Origin of the sequence: Flagellimonas pelagia (assembly GCF_003584135.1) — a bacterium.
Lineage (GTDB): Bacteria > Bacteroidota > Bacteroidia > Flavobacteriales > Flavobacteriaceae > Flagellimonas > Flagellimonas pelagia.
Map to the genome: position 1 here is coordinate 502,038 of NZ_QXFI01000036.1, position 20,038 is coordinate 522,075.

Sequence of the window (20,038 nt, forward strand, 5' to 3'; positions counted from 1 at the left end):
CTTTACATGTCCAAAAGGTAGGCAAATATCAAGGGAGCTACGATGGTAGCATCGGATTCCACAATGAACTTGGGCGTGTCAATATCCAACTTGCCCCAAGTGATCTTCTCGTTGGGCACCGCCCCCGAATAAGATCCATAACTGGTTGTGGAATCACTGATCTGGCAGAAATAGCTCCAAAATGGAGTTTCCGTCTGCTCCAGATCTTGATATAGCATAGGCACCACACAAATAGGAAAATCCCCTGCGATACCTCCACCTATTTGGAAGAAACCAATTCCTTTTTCGGAATTTTTCTGGTACCAATCCGCCAAAAAGGTCATGTATTCAATTCCCGATTTCATGGTGCTTGCTTTCAGCTCTCCTTTGATCACATAACTGGCAAAAATGTTGCCCATAGTGCTGTCTTCCCACCCGGGAACTACAATGGGCAGGTTCTTTTCCGCGGCAGCGTACATCCATGAATCCTTGATGTCTATCTCATAATATTGCTCCAAAACCCCGGAAAGCAATAATTTGTACATGTACTCGTGCGGAAAATAGCGTTCTCCCTTGGCCTCTGCATCCTTCCAAATCTCAAAAATGTGCTTTTGCAACCTCCTGAACGCCTCTTCTTCAGGGATACAGGTATCGGTAACACGGTTCAACCCCTTCTCCAACAGATCCCACTCTTCTTTTGGGGTCAGGTCCCTATAATTGGGCACCCTTTTATAGTGCGAATGCGCCACCAGGTTCATCAGGTCTTCCTCCAAGTTGGCACCCGTACATGATACGATGTGGACTTTGTCCGTCCGGATGATCTCCGCAAAGATCTTGCCCAGTTCTGCTGTACTCATGGCACCGGCCAAGGACACCAACATTTTGGAACCTTGGTTCAATTGGTCCTCATAACCTTTGGCGGCATCCACCAAAGCGGCTGCATTAAAATGCAAGTAATACTTTTGAATAAATTGTGATATTGCTCCTTTATTGTTCATTTCTATTGTCTATCAGGTTTCCGGACTACCTAAATATATCATTGTTTTCTCAAAATCCGTAATCCCTATTTTCTTTATTGATTTCTATTTAACGACCCTGTGGGCCCTTTGTTCAAAATTTAATTTTTGCTGGGTACGGGCAATGCTTTTGATTTGACCATGGAACCCGCTTCCTTTTGGGTGCCATAACCCAAAATGGACAGGAATTGCTGTGCGGTCTGCTGCTCAGCAAAAACGGTCGTCTTCATGTTTCCCTCCTCGTCCTTATCGATAAGGATGTGTTTGGGATGGGGAATCAAGCAGTGCTGCAATCCTCCAAAGCCACCGATGGTCTCTTGATAGGCTCCCGTGTTGAAGAACCCGATATAGAGTGGCCTGTCCTTTCTGTATTTGGGAAGATAGATGGCGTTCATATGCTGTTCCGAATTGTAGTAATCGTCACTGTCACAGGTCAATCCACCTAACAACACGCGTTCGTACTCATCGTTCCAACGGTTGATGGATAGGGTAATGAACCTTTTGCTAATGGCCCACGAATCGGGCATGGTGGTAATGAACGATGAATTGATCATGTTCCACTTCTCTCTATCGTTCTGTTGCTTTTGGTACAATACTTCGTAAATGGTACCCCCGCTTTCGCCAACGGTAAAACTTCCGAACTCGGTAAAGATATTGGGCACATCTACCTCTGCTTCGTCACAGGCCTGCTTGATCTGATGAATGATTTCGTCCACCATATACTCATAATCATATTCGAAGGCCAAGGAATTTTTAATAGGGAATCCACCTCCTATGTTCAAACTATCCAATGTTGGACACACCTTTTTAAGACTGATGTACACCTTGAGACATTTCAACAATTCGTTCCAGTAGTAGGCCGTATCCCTGATTCCGGTGTTGATGAAGAAGTGAAGCATCTTCAACTCCACCTTTTCGTTCGTTTTGATGGATTGATTGTAAAAGGGAACAATATTCTTGTACCCGATTCCCAATCGCGATGTATAGAACTCAAATTTGGGCTCTTCCTCCGAAGCGATCCTGATCCCAACTTTAAAGTTGCCCTCGATAACGTCGCTCAACAAATCTATTTCCTCATAATTATCGATAATGGGAATACAGTTCTTGTGACCGTTGTTGATCAATCCCGCAATATTCTTGATGTATTGGTCCCTTTTAAACCCATTACAGATTACATAGGTGTTCTTGGTAATCTTTCCGGCCTTCATCAAATGTTGCACAATGTCAATATCGAATGCAGAGGAGGTTTCGATATGGATATCATTTTTAAGGGCCTCGTTCAGCACATGCTCAAAATGGGAGCTTTTAGTGCAGTAGCAATAATGATAGCTGCCCGCATATTTGTGCTTTTTCATGGCGCTCTTAAACCACTTTTTGGCCCTTTGGATGTTATCCGAAATTTTGGGCAGGTAAGTGAATTTGAGAGGGGTGCCGTATTGTTGGATCAAACCGTAAAGATCTATGCCGTGGAATTGCAGTTTGTTGTCTTCCAACTGAAACTCCTCTTGGGGAAAATCATAGGTCTGTTCGATCAAATCGATATATTTCGTTTTCATTATAATTTCGTATTGATGATTAATTGATACAATAAAACTTTTAAAGCCAGGCCAATAGCTGGTTCTCAGATACGAAATTCAAAAACTGTGTATGGAACAAAGTTAGGGGTCCGCGAGAAATCACGGATCAAGGAGTGTTTTTCGGAAGTCAGCCCTGAGATTCGGTGTCTTATCCCTAAGACGGCTTGGGGGATAGACTTCCTTTTTCCCAAAAGCCCGAACATGAAAAAAAATTTCAACGCTAATAGGCAAATGCGTCCAAACATAAGGGACCCATTCATGGATCAAACATAAACAAAAAACAAATACCGCAACTTTTTTACCGAAAAATTATTTTCAATAATAAGTAGTTGTAATTCAATTATTTACATACACACAAATCCAAGAACGTCGCTATTCAACATAGCCATATCTTTATAAAGATACTACTGAGCCATGAATAATTCCTAAAGTTTTATCTATAAAATCCCAATTATCCTACCAAGGGCGGTCTATCGCTAATGAAAGGTTGGCTGTAATGCCTTCTTCCCGTAGCTTTATACAGCGCATTTGCCAATGCCCCAACAATAGGTGGCAGCGATGGTTCTCCCAATCCAGTTGGGTCAATGCCGTTGTCCACAAAGAAGGTCTCCACCTCTTTGGGCGCCTCCATATTCCTGATCAAACGGTATTTATCAAAATTGCTTTGGTTCGGTTTACCATCGGTGAAGGTCATGGCACTGAAGGTGGAATGGCCAATACCATCCACAATACCTCCCTCCACTTGGTTTTTGGCACTCAATGGGTTGATTACGATTCCGCAATCTACGGCACACCAGACCTTACCTACTTTTGGGGTTCCACTGCCCTCTTCAAGATCCAACACCTGGGCCACATAGGAATTATGACAATAATAGGCCGAAACTCCTCTAGATTTGCCATTGTCCGTGTCGTTCCAATTGGCCTTTTCCTTGACGAGTTTCAAAACCCCTGCATAGCGTTCCGGATCATAATCGTTCTTCTTAGGGTCCCCCACAGGATTATTGATGGCACGATCGAACAACTCCAATCTAAACTCGATTGGATCCTTTCCTGAGGCTTCTGCCACCTCATCCATAAAAGCTTGCTCGGCACCCGCAATAAAATTGGAACGTGGCGCACGCCATGCCCCTGTGGTCACATTGGTCGGCAGGACATGTTTTTCTGCCAAATAATTATCCACAGCCCCTGCTGGAAAACGATCTTCGAAAATAAGATCATCATTGGTACCCGCTCCCCGCACATGCCAAGCGATCAGGTTGCCATTTTCATCCAATCCTGCTTTGTATTTCACCTTGTAAGAAGGCCGGTATGTTCCCTGGGTCATATCATCTTCCCTGGAATACACCAATTTGACCGGTGCGTTCATTTTTTGGGATATGGCCGCTGCTTCCACAGCAAAAGTTCCGTATAAACGACGGCCGAAGCCACCTCCCATACGGGTCATCATAATATCTATTTTCTCCGCTGGCATTCCCAATCGGGATACCAAGGTTTTTTCCAAAAATTCCGGGGTTTGGATGGGGCCCAGCAGTTCTGCCTTCTCTGACGTAACATGGGCAAAAAAGTTCATGGGCTCCATGGTATTGTGTGCCAGATAGGGAGCCGAATACGTGCTTTCCACTATCTTGGCCGCTTTCTTAAAGGCCGCATCCACATCACCATCCTTTCTGGCGGGTTGTTCCGTAGGTTTCTCCAATAGGGCAGTCAAAGCCTCATCATGGTAAGCGGTGCTCTCCAATTTGGACGCTTCTTCCCATTCCACTTCCAACGCTTTTTTGGCCTGCATGCACTCCCAAGTGCTATTGCCTACAATGGCTACCAATTCGGGGATTCCTCCACCATCGGACCATTGTTTTTCCACAGTTTCGGGATACACTTCAAAATGGAATACATCCTTTATACCTGGCATGGATTTCACCGATTCGGCGTTCATGCTTTTGTACTTCATTCCAAATGCAGGTGGGTGCACGATCATGGCTATGAGCATTCCTTCCCTCTGAACGTCCAATCCATAAAGTGGCTGACCGGTGACGATCTTGGGTCCATCCACATTTTTCTTGTTCGTACCAATAATGCTAAAGGTATTGATATCCTTAAGTTCCACTTCCTCGGGCACTTCAATAGCCGTAGCGGCTGATGCCATTTCGCCATACCCTGCGGATTTTCCGCTGGCTTCGTGCATCAACTGGCCTTCCTTGGTGGTAATCTCACTTACGGGAACTTGCCAAGCCTGGGCTGCAGCTTCCTTCAGCATTTGTCTGGCGGTTGCGCCCGCCATACGAAGACTTTCCCACCCTTGACGGATGGATTGGCTACCTCCCGCCAATTGACGAGTAAAAATATCGGTATTTAAAGGCGCCTGTTCAACGATGACATCTTTCCAAGCCACATCCAACTCTTCAGCTACGATCATGGGCATAGCTGTTTTTACATTTTGTCCTATCTCAGGGTTTGGCGACATAATGGTCACCAACCCGTTATCCCCTACTTTGAGGAACCCGTTCAGATCGAACCATTCCTTGGGTAGACTGTTGACCTGTTCCGGTGTCATTTTGCATGAGGCCAACCAATTGAAGCCCAATACCAGTCCGCCACTGGCCAATCCAGTATTTCTGATAAAGGCCCGTCTTCCTATTTTTGTTTTAACTAGTGTCATGTTTTTAGGTTTTCAGATGAATTGGATTATGAGTTCGCTGCCATTTTTACGGCCTTCCTGATTCTCAGATAGGTGCCACATCGGCAAATGTTGCCATTCATGGCCATCTCAATTTCTTCATCCGTTGGATTTGGATTTTTTTCCAAAAGTGATGCTGCGGTCATGATCTGACCTGCCTGACAGTACCCACATTGGGGAACGTCCACTTCCAGCCATGCTTTTTGTACAGGATGATCGCCATTTTCAGACAATCCCTCAATAGTGGTGATGTTCTGGTTGCCTACAGAAGATACAGGTAGCATGCATGCCCGTGTTGCTGTGCCGTCCAAATGGATGGTACAAGCTCCGCATTGTGCAATCCCACAACCATATTTTGTTCCGACCAAGTTCAAATGGTCCCTTAAAACCCAGAGCATTGGTGTGGTAGGATCCACATCCACCTCTTGTTTCTTTCCGTTGATGTTCAGTGTAAATAGTGCCATGATATAAAAATTCCCCTTGAAGTTATGGATTTCCCCTTAGAATGCTTTTAAAAATATAAAGCATCCCAAAAAAATTAACATTGTTTTTACAATTTTTGAAGTTACTTAAATTTAATATAAATAACAACTCAACACTGGCCTTGGTTCAAAGCAGGTCATCTATTGGAAGTAATATGGGTTTTAAGACCAAACCCAAAAAATTCAAACAACTGATATTTTGAGGTCGAAGAAACAAGTTTTAAGGTGCTACCAGACGTAACCGTGCAAATACCGGAAGATGATCCGAAGGGTATCGACAGTCTTTGGAATCGCTCAAAATGGCACTTTTTAGTACCTCAACATTATTAGGGGAAACAAAGATGTAATCGATCCTGCGTTCCACAGGTTTATTGAACTCGAACCCGTTGAAGGTACCATTAGGGCCAAAGGCATTTTTTCCCATAGCGACATGGGTATCGGTCATTTCCCCCAAGATTACCTGTACTCCCGAACTATCACTTTCCAAATTGAAATCCCCGGTCAAAATAACAGGCAAACCATCTGGATTCAACTCCTTCATTTTCTTCAGGATGAGTTTGGAACTTTCTGCCCTTGCCGTTACCCCCACATGATCAAAATGCGTATTGAAGACCATGAACTTGCTTCCATCCGCCTTATTTTCAAAAAGTCCATAGGTACAGATACGGGGCAAGGCGGCATCCCATCCTTTGGATGGTACATCCGGAGTTTCGGATAGCCAAAACGTGGACTGTTTCAACACCTTCAGTTTTTTGGTGTTATAGAAAAGAGCCGAAAACTCGCCACGATCATCTCCATGATCGCGTCCTATGCCAACATAAGTATAATCTTCAAGCCCTTCGTCAATATCCTTGAGTTGATGCACCAACCCCTCTTGGGTCCCAAAAACATCCGGGGCATAAAATTGCAATTGCGAGATCAGGAATGCCTTTCGGTTGTCCCAATTGTTGGGTTTGTCATTGGGATTGTCATAACGGATGTTATAGGTGATCACATCTATGGTCTGTCCATTAACGCCGACCATCGCCGTAAAAAGTAATAGGGTAAAAAGCAGTGTTTTCATTGGATAGGTGTTCCCCTCAATTTTTTAAAGACTTCATAGGCTTTATCGACTTTTTCCTTTGGAGTGGTCTCAAATTCCTTTTCGGTCACTTGATAAACTGCTTGCAAGCTATCCAATTTTTGGTGCATGGACGTTATGATATCTTTATATTCTTCATCATTGATAGCATTGTGTACTTCGTGAGGGTCCTTTTGAAGGTCATAGAACTCCCATGCATCAATATCATCATAAAAATGGATGAGTTTGTAGCGATCCGTGCGCACTCCGTACTGCCGTTTCACCATATGAAATGCCGGAAAATCATAATAATGGTAATACACGGCATTCTTGAAATCGTGTTCAGTTCCATCCAATACATGCCTAAAGGACCGACCCTGCATATCCGAAGCATATTGGGTCCCGCCTGCCAAATCCAAAAAAGTAGGGGCAAAATCAAGGTTCTGTACCATCGCATCGATTTCCGTTCCGGGTTTGATGACTCCTGGCAACTGCATCAACAAGGGCATTTTCATGGATTCCTCGTACATAAACCGCTTGTCGAACCAACCGTGCTCTCCCAAATAAAATCCTTGATCGGAAGTGTACACCACCAAGGTGTTCTTGTCCAACCCTGTTTTTTCCAAATAGTCCAAAATCCTGCCAACGCCTTCATCCACGGCCTTTATGGTAGCCAAATATTCTTGGAGAAACCTTTGTCCTTTCCATTCGGCCAGTTCTTTACCATGCAGGTTGGCTTCCCAAAAGGCATTGTTTTTGGGAAGATAGGCTTCGTCCCAAATTTTACGTTGCTCGGGCGTCATACGATCAAAATCGATGGTCCATGGATTTTGTGCCAGTTCCGTACTTCCGGGGCCTTTGCTCATCCTTAAATCGTGCCCTTCGTACATGTCTTTATAAATGGTTTGCAATTGTTCCTCGGCCGCCTGTTGGTCCACAAACTCTGGAAAATAGGTATCTGGCAAAGGGAAGGTAATGGAATCATACACATTCAAATGTCGCAGGGCCGGCATCCAATTCCTGTGTGGTGCCTTGTGGTGCACCATCAAATAAAAAGGATGTGTGCTGTCTCGGTGCCGCAACCAATCCAGACTTTTATCGGTAATCAAATCCGTAGCATAACCTTCAACCACAGTGGTATCGCCTCCGGAAATGAACTCGGGGTTGTAATAGTTGCCCTGGTCGTTCAAAATATCCCAATAATCAAATCCTGTAGGTGTACCGTACAAATGCCACTTCCCTATAATCCCTGTCTGATACCCCAGTTTTTTCAAATATTTGGGCAAGGTTGGTTGGTTGCCATCAAACCGTTCCCCGTTCATACGAAAACCGTTAACGTGGCTTAATTTTCCAGTAAGTATAACCGCCCTACTTGGTCCACATAAAGAATTGGTACAGAAATTATTCCTGAAAATGGCACCGTTTTTCGCAATTCGGTCAATATTGGGCGTAGGAGCCAATTTCCCCAATTCATGTCCATAGGCACTAATGGCCTGAAAGGCATGGTCATCGGCCATGATGAAAATAATGTTCGGTGGACCAGCTGCCACTTCTTCTTTTGGTTTTTCCTGTTGCTTACAGGCAGAAATCAACAATAGCAACAGTATGGCTCTTCTCCAATACATTTTTACGGTTTTAGGTCGATGGAACAAACGTGCTAGAACAGCACTTTCCCCATCATTAATTCAATACAAACGATTTTGAAAGCTGGGCATCGGAATTGGTCCCGACAAACACTTGAAACTCTCCAGGCTCTGCCACAAAATCCAATTGGCTGTTGTAAAACTTCAAATCATCAGGAGATAAGGTGATGGTCACTTCCTTACTCTCCCCTTTTTTCAACAATATCTTTCGGAATCCTTTCAACTCGCGTTTTGGAGGGGTAATGCTGCGTACCTCATCCTTCAAATACAACTGCACTACTTCTTCCCCATCATAGTTTCCAGTGTTGGTCACGGTTACGGTTGCAGAAATCGATTCTCCTTGACCTATGCTGGTTTTGTCCAATTTGAGATTGGAATATTCAAAGTTGGTATAGCTTAAACCATACCCAAAAGGCAATAAAGGAGAGTTGGGGGAATCCAGATAGTTGGACCTGAATTTTTGGAATTCATCATTTTCAGGGGCAGGCCTACCGGTATTTTTGGCACTGTAGTAAATGGGGATTTGCCCCACATTTCTTGGCCAGGTAACCGTTAATTTTCCAGAGGGATTGTAATCGCCAAAAACCACATCGGCAATGGCATTGCCTGCCTCTACCCCTGGGTGCCACACTTGAAGAATGGCCACAGGCAATCCTAATTCATCTGGGATGGTCAAAGGCCGACCGCTCATCAAAACCAAGGCAACGGGTTTTCCTGTCGCCACCAAGGCACGGATCAATATTTTTTGACTTTCAGGAATGGAAATATCGGTACGGCTAGCAGCTTCACCTGTCATTTCCGTAGCCTCTCCCACAACGGCCACCACTACATCAGCGTTCTTGGCCAATTCCACGGCTTCATCTACCATCACTTCTGGGGAACGCTCATCAATTTCTATTCTTGGACCGAATACATTCACGTGTTTGGCAAATTCCTCATCATCAGAAATATTGGCTCCTTTTGCATATTGAATGGTAGCATTCGGGGCCACATTCTTGAACCCTTCCAAAATGGTAACGGCCAGACTTACATCACCCGTGGGAGCCCAAGTACCCAACATATTGTTCCGGCTGTCCGCCAATGGCCCTACCAAGGCAATCTTTTTATTTTTTTGAAGGGGTAAAATATTGTTTTCATTTTTCAACAGCACAAAGGAATGGGCAGCCAAAGTGCGGGCCAGTGCCCTGTTTTCCTTGGTTAAAATATCCTTAGCAGGGCGTTTGCTGTCCAAATAACGGTAGGGATTATCAAAAAGACCAGAAACGTATTTGGCCTCCAAAATTCTTCTGCAGGCGTTGGTAATCGCTTCTTCGGTCACTTTTCCTTCTTCCAAGGATTTTTTCAAGGTGGTCAGGAAGCCTTCACCCACCATATCCATATCCAAACCTGCATTCAAGGCCAAAGCGGAAACCGCTTGCAGGTCACCCAATCCATGAGGGATCATTTCGTTGAGTGAGGTGTAATCGGAAACCACAAACCCTTTGAAATCCCATCGATTGCGCAACAAATCCGTGAGCAACCACTTGTTTCCTGTTGCCGGAATACCGTCAATATCGTTAAAAGAGCTCATGACACTGGCCACTCCTGCATCCACAGCAGCTTTGTACGGTGGCAGGTATTGGTTGAACATCTTGATCTTGCTCATATCCACGGAATGGTAGTCACGACCAGCTTCTGCTGCCCCATAAAGGGCAAAGTGTTTCACACAGGCCAACATGGTATGGGCTGCGGCCAAATCATCACCTTGATAGCCTTTTACCGAAGCTTCGGCTATTTTGGAACCCAAATAAGGATCTTCCCCGGCCCCTTCGGCAATCCGGCCCCAACGAGGGTCTCGGGCAATATCGACCATGGGGGAAAAGTTCCAGTTGATACCATCTGCCGTGGCTTCTTTAGCTGCCATTTGGGCAGCCTGTTGTACCAAATCCATATCCCAACTGGATGCCAATCCCAAGGGGATGGGATACGTGGTCTTATAGCCATGGATCACATCGGAACCGATCAGCAAAGGAATACCCAATCGGCTTTTTTTAACGGCGAGTTCTTGGGCCACTCGTACTTTGTCTGGTCCGGCCACCCCAAAAAGTCCGCCCACTTCACCAGCCTTTATCTTGGCTTCCACATTTTTGCTCACTACTTCGCCAGTGGCCACACCTCCGCCTGGTGTCAAAAGGTTCAGCTGACCTATTTTTTCCTCCAAGGTCATTTTTTGTAAGAGTGCCTCCACTTCTGGAATCCTTTGTTGGGCACTGATAGCACCAAAGGTTAGTGCCATTACGGCGAAAAGTAATTTTTTATAGTACATGATCAGGTTGTTTTGTTGTGGTATTTATTCTGATTTGACAATGGGTGTCCGTTCTGAAATCCCATTGTTGTTAAATGCTTCAATCTGAAAATAATAGGCATCCGTTCGATCCATTCCCGAAAAATAATATTCGTTTTTTCCATATACCATGATGCTTCCGTAGAGCTTGTCAGGTGACTTACCAAAATAGATGACATAGCCATCGGCAAGGTCATTTTGTTTCCATCTAAGCCACGAATTTCTACGTTCCCCAAATTTTTTAGGGTTGGTTCTCAGCACGACAAAATCCTCCACCAGTCTTGGTTTTTCGCCAGTCCCTTTGCCAAAAACCCTAAATCCGCTCAGAGCAAACTTCCCTGTCGGCATTTTAATGTTTTCCATTTTCAGGAAACGTGCTTTGGTTGGATTTTTCAGTTCGATATAATCATGGGGTACATCGGTTAGGTTCTTGCTTTTGTCCACCAAAAGGCTCCATTTTTTTCCATCATTGGAACTGTAAATCTTGTATTGATGATAAACTCCCTCGGATTTTCCCAGAAATTCGGCATCCTGGTCGGCATAGTTCACCTGAATAGCGTGGATGTTGGAAACTTCACCCAAATCGGTCTGAAACCACTCCCCTTTATTTCCGGTTTTGGCACTCCAGTACGTCTTCATATCCTCATCCACCGCATAATTGGGTTGATACCCTCCCAAAGTAGAAGAAGTTTGAACGGGTTTGTTGTAGTTCAACACCATCCAGCCTGTAAAAAGGCCCTTAATATGATCTGCATTTTCTTGAGGAAGATAGGTTGGGTAATCGCCATAGGCCGTATTGCAGTACATCACATCCTCTTCATCAAATCCAGCCGGCCAAATCCCTATTCGGCGCTCAAAACTGTTCTTTTGGTTGATGATCATGGTGGAAACATGCCACCAATTTCCATACGTATCCTGATAAGTGGCCCCATGACCCGCTCCTCTGGCAAAACCTCCGGGCTTGTAGGAAAATGGATTGTGTTCTTGGTAGGCAAATCCGTCCAAAGGTTGATCGCTAACATATACCCCATCACCATATCCGCTAAATTCGGTGCCGGGTCCTCCATACTGCAAGTAGTATTTGCCGTTATGCTTGGTCATCCAAGCGCCTTCCATGAAGGGTTGCAAAAAGGTATTGTCGTTGTATTCCCCAAAACGTTCCCATCCATGGTCTTCAGGAACCAAGGAAATTAAGGGTTTCACATAACCTTCCGACTGTAAGGTCTTGGTGTTAATCTCTGTTCCCAAAATAGGAAACACATTACTGGACCCCCAGTACAAATAGAGTTTATCGGTATCCTCCTCATATAAAAACCCAGGATCCCAAGCGCCCACTTTTAACGAGTCCACGGCAATTTCCCAATTATCAGTGGTTGGATCCTTGCTCTTCCATAAGGAAAAAGCGGGCCCGTGGGTAGAACCGATCAAATACAGTTCATTTTTCATCACAAAAGCCGCAGGAGCGCAAAGTTCGTCGTAAACCTTGTTGCGTTCTCGAAGAAATTTTCTTGGGATAAATTTCCAATCATACATATCATCACTCCACCAATACCCCCATTGGTTGGTAGAGAAAAGGAAGTATTTATCCTTAAAAGTGACAATCACGGGATCCGCCGTGGCCCTATGTTTGCCATGGGTGGCAAAATTAGGAATCGGGGTATACCCATAATCAATATTGATAGGATTACAATAGGTTTTTTGCTGTGCCTGGAGCAACAAAGGGATTGAGGTCAAAAACACCACACATATAGAACCTAAAAGTGTTCTTGACCCCATGGGCTACTGATTTTGCTTTTTGTGTAAAAACAGCCATGGTAAAAGTTCTGGCTCTGCAAATGCGGGGTCCCAACTGCCGTGGTTGGCAAAATCGTAGATGGTGAACTTTGGATACGCTCCTGCCTTAAGCAAGGCCGAAACCATTTCTATGGACTGCAACGGGTTTACCACATTGTCCTGCGCCCCATGAAAAACCCACAAGGGGGTATTTTTGGCGTAACCGGAAACCGAATTGGGGTCACCTCCCCCACAAATAGGGATGGCTGCCGCGAAAGTATCCGGTTTTCTACTCAAGAGCTCAAACGTACCCATACCGCCCATGGAAAGTCCCATCAAATAAACTTGATTGTCGTCGGAATATGGTTGTTGGATGGTACTGTCCAGTAAATCCATAACCATTTGCATGGGTGTGGTCGGCCCTTGGTCATATTTGAATTTTAAGTGGATGGGATAGGTACTTCGGTCCACATCCACATTGGACCAGTAGCTCTCTTTTGGACACTGCGGAAAAATTACGATGGCAGGATAGCGTTCTTGAAGGTAATCCGTGGCGAACAATTTTCCCCCATGCACCAACTGACTTTGGTTATCATTGCCACGTTCCCCAGCACCATGCAAAAACAAAATGACCGGGTATTTTTCCGTTTCCTTGAAATTTTTGGGGTACATGATCCGATACCTTAAGGTATCGTTTCCTTGTACGAGCATTTTTTCCTCATACTTGGATTGCCATTGGGCGGAAGTGAAACCACACACCAACAGCAGTACCAGTAATGCTAATTGTTTTTTCATATCAAAATCCGAGTTTTGTTAGTCCTGCTTTCACATCTTCGTTGCCCATGAACAAGTTCCAAAGTAAACCAGATCGATAATTTTCAATCATGATGATCTGAGTACCTTGGTCTATGGCCAAATAGGCCTCGGCCACCCAATAGTTATACTCGGGACTGAAGGCATCATAAAATCCAGCGGGACCTAAAAGTTTATCTTTATTTTTATAAAAATAATGCATTGCCTTCAAAGATTCCTGTGGTGTGTAAGGAATTGAACTGATGGCAGCCGTAGGTGAAATGACACCCGTATCGTTGGCGGGGCTGTGGGCATTATATCCCAAGCTTCCATCATTGTTCCTAGAATAACTGGCGGTCAATCCCCAGCAATCTTCCCCATAATCCTCAAAACCTTTTGGATTGGTAACGCAATAGGTATAATTGATCTTGGAATGGTTCACATTGACATCCCAATAATCCACATAATCATCCGAAAGGGTCTTGGGATTAAGTCCCAAATAGGAATAGTGGGCCCAGAACAAGGGTCCACCAAATTGTTCGTTACCAATATGTTTCACCAATAGGGGAAAACCATATTGCGTATTTCCAGATTTGATTCCCCCACCAGATGCCCATCCATTGGTATACACTTCTTTATCAATACTATAATCAGGAGATGCTGCTGCCAAAATATAGGTGATCAACACCTCGTTATAGCCTTTTAGTTGTAGGTTGATGTCGAACCCAAAATTGGGGCTCCAGTGCCAATACAAAACATTTTGGTTTTGCGTATACCAGTTCCACTCAACCCCTTTCCATAAATCGTCCGCTTGTTGGGCCAATGCCTTTTCTCCATCAGACCCATTTTTGAAATACTCCTTTACACAGATCAATCCTTGGGTAAGGAATGCGGTTTCCACTAGGTCCCCACCATTATCCATACTACTAAATGGGATAACGGCCCCGGTTGAGCCATTGATCCAATGGGACCAAGCTCCGTGAAAACGATCTGCATTTTCCAAAAAATCCAAAAGAGTGGTCAATCGGTCCACAGCTTCGCTTCGGGTAATGAATCCTCGTTCGATACCCACCAAAATGGCCATGAGACCAAAACCTGTCCCGCCAGAGGTAACCACTTCGGCATTGAGACCCGGATCGTTGGGATGGTATCGTTCCCTGGCCCCGCCAGAATTCGTTTCGGCATAATTCCAGAAGTATTTAAAGGTTTCCTCCTGGACCAAGTCCAGCAAATCACCGTCACTTATGGTAGGTACCTCGTTGGAGCCATCATCTGGAATTTCAGGTGTTGTGGGTATATAGGTATAATCGTCCCCTCCTCCACATGCTATGAACAGCAGCAACAGAGTAGACAGGTATAATGTTTTTTTAATCATCTTGTTTTAAAAAGGGTGATTGAAACCCTAATTTTTTAAGTCCGTTCTGGACATCTTCATTTTCCATGAACAGGTTCCAAAGCAAACCGGTTCGGTAGTTTTCGATCATCACGGGAATAGGTCCTTGATCTATGGCCAAATATCTTGGCAAGTACCAATTGTGCTGTTCACTAAACGCATCATAAGGTCCGTATTTCCCGATCAAACTATCTTGTTGTGTATACAGATGTCTTAAAAATTGTTTGCTCTCCTCCGGAGTATAGGGCATGGATGACAAGGCGGCCGTGGGCGAAATGACCCCCATATCTTCACCGGGCCTGTGCCCTGCATAGCCTTTCATGGAATAACTGGAGGTCAGCCCCCAGTTGTTCTTACCATAGCCTTTGAACCCTTTTGGGTTGTCCACCGCATATTTGTAATGAATCATGGCATGGTTCACATTCAGTTTCCAGTAATCGGCATATTGATCGGTCAATCCTTTTGGATCTAAGCCTAAATAGGAATAGTGGGCCCAAAACAAAGGTCCAACAGGAGCCTTATCATGTTCGTAATGGTTCAATTCTGTTTTCAGGCCATAATACACCGTGTCCTTGGCAATCTCTCCATCCAAAGCCCATCCCTTTTCGTAAACCGATTTTTTGATGGGATGTGTTGGAGATGCGGCCGCTAAAACATACATGATCAAACATTCGTTGTACCCCCCAACAGGAAAGTTCATTTCCCATTGATACTCGGGGCTCCAATGCCAATAGAGCACATCCTGACCTCCTTTGGTGTACCAGTCCCACTCAACACCTTCCCAGAGTTGTTGGATTTTCTTTGCGAGCGCTTGTTCGCGTTCGTTGCCGTCCTTAAAATATTCCTTTACGGCCAAAAGACCTTGCACCAAAAATGCCGTTTCCACCAAATCCCCGCCATTGTCCTTTGGACTAAAAGGGGACACCTTTCCTGTAGGTTCCATCCAGTGGGGCCAGGCTCCATGGAAACGATCTGCTTTCTCTAAGAAGTCAATGATTTTCTCATAACGTTCCAGTGCTTGTTCACGTGAAATGAACTTGCGTTCCACCCCTACCAAAATGGCCATCAGGCCAAAACCTGAGCCACCCGTGGTGATGATGTTCTTATCATGGCTTGGATAAATGTTATCCAAATGGAGACGCTCCCTGGCCAATCCTGATATGGGTTCGGCACCATCCCAGAAATATTCAAAGGCCTGGTACTGAACGGAATCCATCAACTCCTCATCCGTGTAGACTATGGTGTTGTTACTTATTGTTGATGCTTCTTCCTTCTTGGTTTTATGGCCATTGCACCCTATCAGCATGGATGCAACGGCCAATGGAATTAAAACTAACCTCATAAAAACTAACTAACTCAAATCGTTAATGCGTGTAACAGCATTATTTGTTCATGATTTCTTGAATTTCCTCTTGTGTCAAAGCTCTATCGAACAGGTATAGATCATCGATGTAGCTAAGATCGGATAGGTGGTTCCAGCCGATAAAGTTAGGAGCTCCCGATCCTACAGAAAGGATGGTACAATTGGCCCAACTAATGGTTTTACCGGTCATATCGCCCATATTGGCCACAGGTTCCCCATTGAAATAAATCTGGGTAGCCGTGTCGGTCACGGTAAAGGCAATATGTACCCACTCACCCGCAGTCACGTCAATCACATCTCCGTCGTTCCAGACATCTCCACCATCGCTACCTACATGTAATTTGATACGTTGCGATGCAGCATCACCCTCACGGAAAAGGCGGAAACCGGCCGTAAGATCGTTGTCCGTACCATTCATTGGTGGGCTAACCGTCAATATTCCCGCCCTATCCGGGTCGGCATCAACTTTGTACCAGAATGCCCCACTGAATTGATTACTGAACAACCCATCAATCGGGAAGGTCAAATAGGAATCCGTTGCCCCTGCATAAGCATCACTACCTACTTGGCTTTCACCCGCAAATCCTGGGGTACCCACAACGGTTGGTGCCAAATTGTTGTTCGCATCGGTATTCGTACCATCAAAAGGCAAGTACAATGTAGACCCAAAATTTTTGGGTGTTACCTGTCCACCATATATCTCCGCAACTTCCGAAGCGGATAGGGCCTTGCTAAAGAATCTAAGATCATCCATGGCACTATAGTCTGAAAGATGGCCCCAATAGGAGAATGTTGGTCCACCGGAACCTATGGTAAACGTATCACAGCCTGTCCAGTCTATTGGCGCCGACATGGCTGAACTCAATACCTCTGCCCCATTGAAATACATGGTGCTCTTATCGCTGGCAATGGTAAAGGCCACATGGACCCATTCACCAGCGGCAACATCGATCAAACCGCCATCATTCCAACTTTCGCCTGCACCTGTGCCCACATTGAGTTTGATACGTTGCGAAGTGGCATCACCTTCTCTGAACAATCTGAAACCTTGGAATCTGTCCACCTCATCATCACCAATGGTTATGATACCTGCCCTATCTGGATTGGCATCGACCTTGTACCAGAAGGTACCACTGAACTCGGGAGTCATCAACCCATCTGCAGGATAATTGATATAGGAATCCAAAGCACCCATATAGGCTTGATCGCCTATTTGGCTATCATCAGTAAAGCCTGGTGTGCCCACTTGTGAGGCCGCCTTACTTCCTATCAAATCGATATAATCGCCATCGAACGGCATGTACAATGATTCTCCGTCGTATTGGGGCACATAAGGATTGGCTGCATTGATCATAATCTGCACATCGCTCTGTGTCAGAGCTTTGTTGAAGATGCGGAGTTCATCCAACTCACTGGCATCATAGCCATGGTCCCAATAAGAGAACGTTGGCCCGCCGGAACCGATTACCAATTCTTCACAACCTGTCCAGTCAATCGGTGCGGACAAGGTTGAGGTCAACATCTCCACTCCATTGAAATAAATGGTGCTTTGCGTTTGTGATATAGAAATGGCCACATGGACCCATTCCCCTGCAGCAACATCGATAACACCACCATCGTTCCAGCTTTCACCGGCACCTGTACCCACATTTAGTTTAATGCGTTGTGAAGTGGCATCTCCTTCACGGAAGAGACGGAAGCCTTGGAATCGATCCGTTTCATCATCACCAACCACTAAAATACCTGCTCTATCGGGGGTAGGGTTGACCTTGTACCAGAATGCCGCACTGAATTCGGTGCTTTTTAAATTGTCCATAGGAAAGGTCAAATAGGAATCCGTGGCCCCCATATAGGCATCGGCTCCTAAGAAACCGCCACCTGCAAAACTTGGATTGCCCACTTCGCCGGCTTCCTCAAAACTGATGAAGTCCATATAATCCCCATTGAACGGCATATAGAATACCTCGCCATCAAATTGGGGGCTATAGGGTGCCAGTTTGGCAAAGTTGACTTCCTGTGTTGTAGTCTTTCCTTCCAAATCGGTTGCGGACACCGTGACCTTATGATCTCCGTTCCCCAATCCATTATATGTGACTTCTTCAAGTACGATTCGGTAATCCTTGAACGAGCTAAAGGAAGCTATTTGCGAACCATCCATCGATACTTTCACATTGGACACTTCTATATCATCCTTTACCTCAAACTTTATGGTAATGGATGTCTCTTCCTCAAAGGGCATCAATTCCACCCCTTCGGTCGGATATGTAATGGTTACCTGGGGGGCTGTTTCGTCCACTCCGGCATCCACCGCCGTTATTGGGTCGATCCCTTCGTTACAGGAAACAACCAGAAGACCCAAAAGGAACCATATGGATTTAACTGCGTATTTCATCTTGTGTTGTTTATTTAGTTAATGTTAATCGGTACTTCCGGATAGGGTTGGAAGTGCATCCACTTGAGCTTGTGGGTAAGGTAAAAACTGCTTGTCGGCAGAGAATGTCCTTCCATCATAGCTCAACTCGGAGAAATTGTCCAAACGAATCATATCGTAGAATCGAATACCCCACTCCATGCCCAGTTCGGCAAATTTTTCGTCCATTACATCATCCGAAGACACTCCTGAAATTGTAGGCATGTTGGCTCTGGTCCTGATCAGGTTCACGGCTTGATCTGCCGTCATACCGGAGCCGGAAGCTCCACGTGTCAACGCCTCGGCATACATCAAAAGAATTTCAGCATAACGAATCACGATGAAGTTCTTGCCACCAGCGTACTGATTTCGACCATCGGTCAATTGTACAGATGGTAAGTAATGTTTTCCGCTAGCAAACAGAGCCCTTGCATAATCGTTGAAGACATCCCCATCCCTGGTCGTATTGGATACGAATGAAGGTAAGGTAGCATAGTTTGGGTCCGTTTGAAGCTCAGCAATTCCCCTATCGGTCCAAAGGACACTGGTCTCCAACCTCTCGGTCTCCCCCCTGTCCAACATAAACTTGATGAATTTCATACTGGGCTCATAGAACCCCCAACCTCCAGCGGCGTTTTCCCTTGCAGGTGTCCATCCAATAGGTCCAAAGGGATCATAAAGGTGATAAAAAGTATCCCCTGTACTGGAACCATAATCTGAGAATTGCAGTTCCAATAAACTTTCATCACTCAACTCCCCCGGTTTTTTGAACAAGCTATAATAATCCGGGTACAAAGAAAATTTGTTGGAATTGATGATCGCCGCACTGGCATCTGCCACTCCTTGATAATCTTCCATTTCCAAATGTGCCAATGCCTTTAACGCATATGCCGTATATCTGGTTATCCCTCCTGGAATATCGGTTCTTTCGTTGGGTCTCATGTTGGGCAGTAACGGAATCACTTCATCCATTTGATCGGAGATGAACTGCATCACATCATTTTTGGATGCGGGACCATCCGCAATTTCGGCATCAGGTTGGTTGGTCTGGATGATGAATACATCCCCCCAAACCCTGGCCAAGTTAAAATGCAGCCAAGCCCTCATCACTTTGATCTCTGCAATATATTGGTCTCCAGTTGCTTTTCCTTCTTCAGAGGCAAAATCCTGGAATTTTTCAATAAGACTGATCTCGGTGTTCAAACTTACGATATCACCATAATGTATGTTCCACAGTGAGTTATACATCCAATATCCTTGGTCATATACAAAGTTGTCGGTATCGGCAAATTGTTGTTGGTCTCCCAAACCTCCTGCATTCACATCATCACCACGTACGGAAAGCAACAATGGTTCTTCCCACCCACGGGTTGCCAATACATTATAGGCTCCCACCAACGCCTGGACCATGTCTTCTGTAGCGGAGTAATCCAGGTCATCTGCATTGAGCTGACCTTCAATGTCATTGAATTTGTCATCGCACGACTGCACAAAAAGCATGGCCATCAAGACAAATACCAATTTATATACTGGGTTTATACTATTTTTCATTT

At 45.0% G+C, this 20,038-nt stretch carries 13 protein-coding genes; all 13 read right to left on the reverse strand.

Features of this window, described 5'->3' with window-relative positions; genetic code table 11:
- Window positions 1-2: 2 nt before the first annotated feature.
- Window positions 3-977 carry a deoxyhypusine synthase family protein gene (locus tag D2V05_RS19265; RefSeq protein WP_119641145.1) on the reverse strand — a complete coding sequence of 325 codons (975 nt, stop codon included), beginning with the start codon at window positions 975-977 and terminating at the stop codon, window positions 3-5.
- 119 nt (window positions 978-1,096) lie between these two features.
- Window positions 1,097-2,551 carry an arginine decarboxylase gene (locus D2V05_RS19270; RefSeq protein ID WP_119649279.1) on the reverse strand — a complete coding sequence of 485 codons (1,455 nt, stop codon included), beginning with the start codon at window positions 2,549-2,551 and terminating at the stop codon, window positions 1,097-1,099.
- Between the two features lie 472 nt (window positions 2,552-3,023).
- The gene (locus D2V05_RS19275) at window positions 3,024-5,228 is read right to left on the reverse strand and encodes a xanthine dehydrogenase family protein molybdopterin-binding subunit (RefSeq protein ID WP_119649281.1); all 2,205 of its coding nucleotides are present in this window, start codon (window positions 5,226-5,228) and stop codon (window positions 3,024-3,026) included.
- Between the two features lie 26 nt (window positions 5,229-5,254).
- The gene (locus D2V05_RS19280; protein ID WP_119649283.1) at window positions 5,255-5,710 is read right to left on the reverse strand and encodes a (2Fe-2S)-binding protein; all 456 of its coding nucleotides are present in this window, start codon (window positions 5,708-5,710) and stop codon (window positions 5,255-5,257) included.
- A 238-nt stretch (window positions 5,711-5,948) separates the two neighbouring features.
- The gene (locus D2V05_RS19285; protein ID WP_119649285.1) at window positions 5,949-6,791 is read right to left on the reverse strand and encodes an endonuclease/exonuclease/phosphatase family protein; all 843 of its coding nucleotides are present in this window, start codon (window positions 6,789-6,791) and stop codon (window positions 5,949-5,951) included.
- Window positions 6,788-8,413 (reverse strand): sulfatase family protein, encoded by a 1,626-nt coding sequence (locus tag D2V05_RS19290; RefSeq protein ID WP_119649287.1) that lies wholly within the window; start codon window positions 8,411-8,413, stop codon window positions 6,788-6,790. Before D2V05_RS19290 ends, D2V05_RS19285 begins: the two co-directional genes overlap by 4 nt.
- 55 nt (window positions 8,414-8,468) lie before the next feature.
- Window positions 8,469-10,736: a beta-glucosidase BglX gene (gene bglX, locus D2V05_RS19295; RefSeq protein WP_119649289.1), complete on the reverse strand. Its 2,268-nt coding sequence runs from the start codon at window positions 10,734-10,736 to the stop codon at window positions 8,469-8,471.
- A 24-nt stretch (window positions 10,737-10,760) separates the two neighbouring features.
- Window positions 10,761-12,530 (reverse strand): discoidin domain-containing protein, encoded by a 1,770-nt coding sequence (locus D2V05_RS19300; RefSeq protein ID WP_119649291.1) that lies wholly within the window; start codon window positions 12,528-12,530, stop codon window positions 10,761-10,763.
- A 3-nt stretch (window positions 12,531-12,533) separates the two neighbouring features.
- Window positions 12,534-13,322, reverse strand: coding sequence for a carboxylesterase family protein (locus D2V05_RS19305; RefSeq protein ID WP_119649292.1), 789 nt, complete (start codon window positions 13,320-13,322; stop codon window positions 12,534-12,536).
- Between the two features lies 1 nt (window position 13,323).
- Window positions 13,324-14,694 (reverse strand): glucoamylase family protein, encoded by a 1,371-nt coding sequence (locus D2V05_RS19310; RefSeq protein ID WP_119649294.1) that lies wholly within the window; start codon window positions 14,692-14,694, stop codon window positions 13,324-13,326.
- A complete protein-coding gene (locus D2V05_RS19315) occupies window positions 14,687-16,054 on the reverse strand; it encodes a glucoamylase family protein (protein ID WP_119649296.1) in 1,368 nt (455 codons plus the stop codon). The genes D2V05_RS19310 and D2V05_RS19315 overlap by 8 nt, the downstream gene beginning before the upstream one ends.
- A 40-nt stretch (window positions 16,055-16,094) precedes the next feature.
- A complete protein-coding gene (locus tag D2V05_RS19320; RefSeq protein ID WP_119649298.1) occupies window positions 16,095-18,467 on the reverse strand; it encodes a LamG-like jellyroll fold domain-containing protein in 2,373 nt (790 codons plus the stop codon).
- A 24-nt stretch (window positions 18,468-18,491) separates the two neighbouring features.
- Complete coding sequence (locus D2V05_RS19325) at window positions 18,492-20,036, reverse strand: RagB/SusD family nutrient uptake outer membrane protein (protein ID WP_119649300.1); 1,545 nt, start codon at window positions 20,034-20,036, stop codon at window positions 18,492-18,494.
- Between the last annotated feature and the right edge of the window lie 2 nt (window positions 20,037-20,038).

What these genes read in the sequence shown, in the direction of transcription:
- D2V05_RS19265 (WP_119641145.1), bottom strand. Translation starts at nt 977, where the DNA reads ATGAACAATAAAGGAGCAATATCACAATTTATTCAAAAGTATTACTTG.
- D2V05_RS19270 (WP_119649279.1), bottom strand. Translation starts at nt 2,551, where the DNA reads ATGAAAACGAAATATATCGATTTGATCGAACAGACCTATGATTTTCCC.
- D2V05_RS19275 (WP_119649281.1), bottom strand. Translation starts at nt 5,228, where the DNA reads ATGACACTAGTTAAAACAAAAATAGGAAGACGGGCCTTTATCAGAAAT.
- D2V05_RS19280 (WP_119649283.1), bottom strand. Translation starts at nt 5,710, where the DNA reads ATGGCACTATTTACACTGAACATCAACGGAAAGAAACAAGAGGTGGAT.
- D2V05_RS19285 (WP_119649285.1), bottom strand. Translation starts at nt 6,791, where the DNA reads ATGAAAACACTGCTTTTTACCCTATTACTTTTTACGGCGATGGTCGGC.
- D2V05_RS19290 (WP_119649287.1), bottom strand. Translation starts at nt 8,413, where the DNA reads ATGTATTGGAGAAGAGCCATACTGTTGCTATTGTTGATTTCTGCCTGT.
- bglX (WP_119649289.1), bottom strand. Translation starts at nt 10,736, where the DNA reads ATGTACTATAAAAAATTACTTTTCGCCGTAATGGCACTAACCTTTGGT.
- D2V05_RS19300 (WP_119649291.1), bottom strand. Translation starts at nt 12,530, where the DNA reads ATGGGGTCAAGAACACTTTTAGGTTCTATATGTGTGGTGTTTTTGACC.
- D2V05_RS19305 (WP_119649292.1), bottom strand. Translation starts at nt 13,322, where the DNA reads ATGAAAAAACAATTAGCATTACTGGTACTGCTGTTGGTGTGTGGTTTC.
- D2V05_RS19310 (WP_119649294.1), bottom strand. Translation starts at nt 14,694, where the DNA reads ATGATTAAAAAAACATTATACCTGTCTACTCTGTTGCTGCTGTTCATA.
- D2V05_RS19315 (WP_119649296.1), bottom strand. Translation starts at nt 16,054, where the DNA reads ATGAGGTTAGTTTTAATTCCATTGGCCGTTGCATCCATGCTGATAGGG.
- D2V05_RS19320 (WP_119649298.1), bottom strand. Translation starts at nt 18,467, where the DNA reads ATGAAATACGCAGTTAAATCCATATGGTTCCTTTTGGGTCTTCTGGTT.
- D2V05_RS19325 (WP_119649300.1), bottom strand. Translation starts at nt 20,036, where the DNA reads ATGAAAAATAGTATAAACCCAGTATATAAATTGGTATTTGTCTTGATG.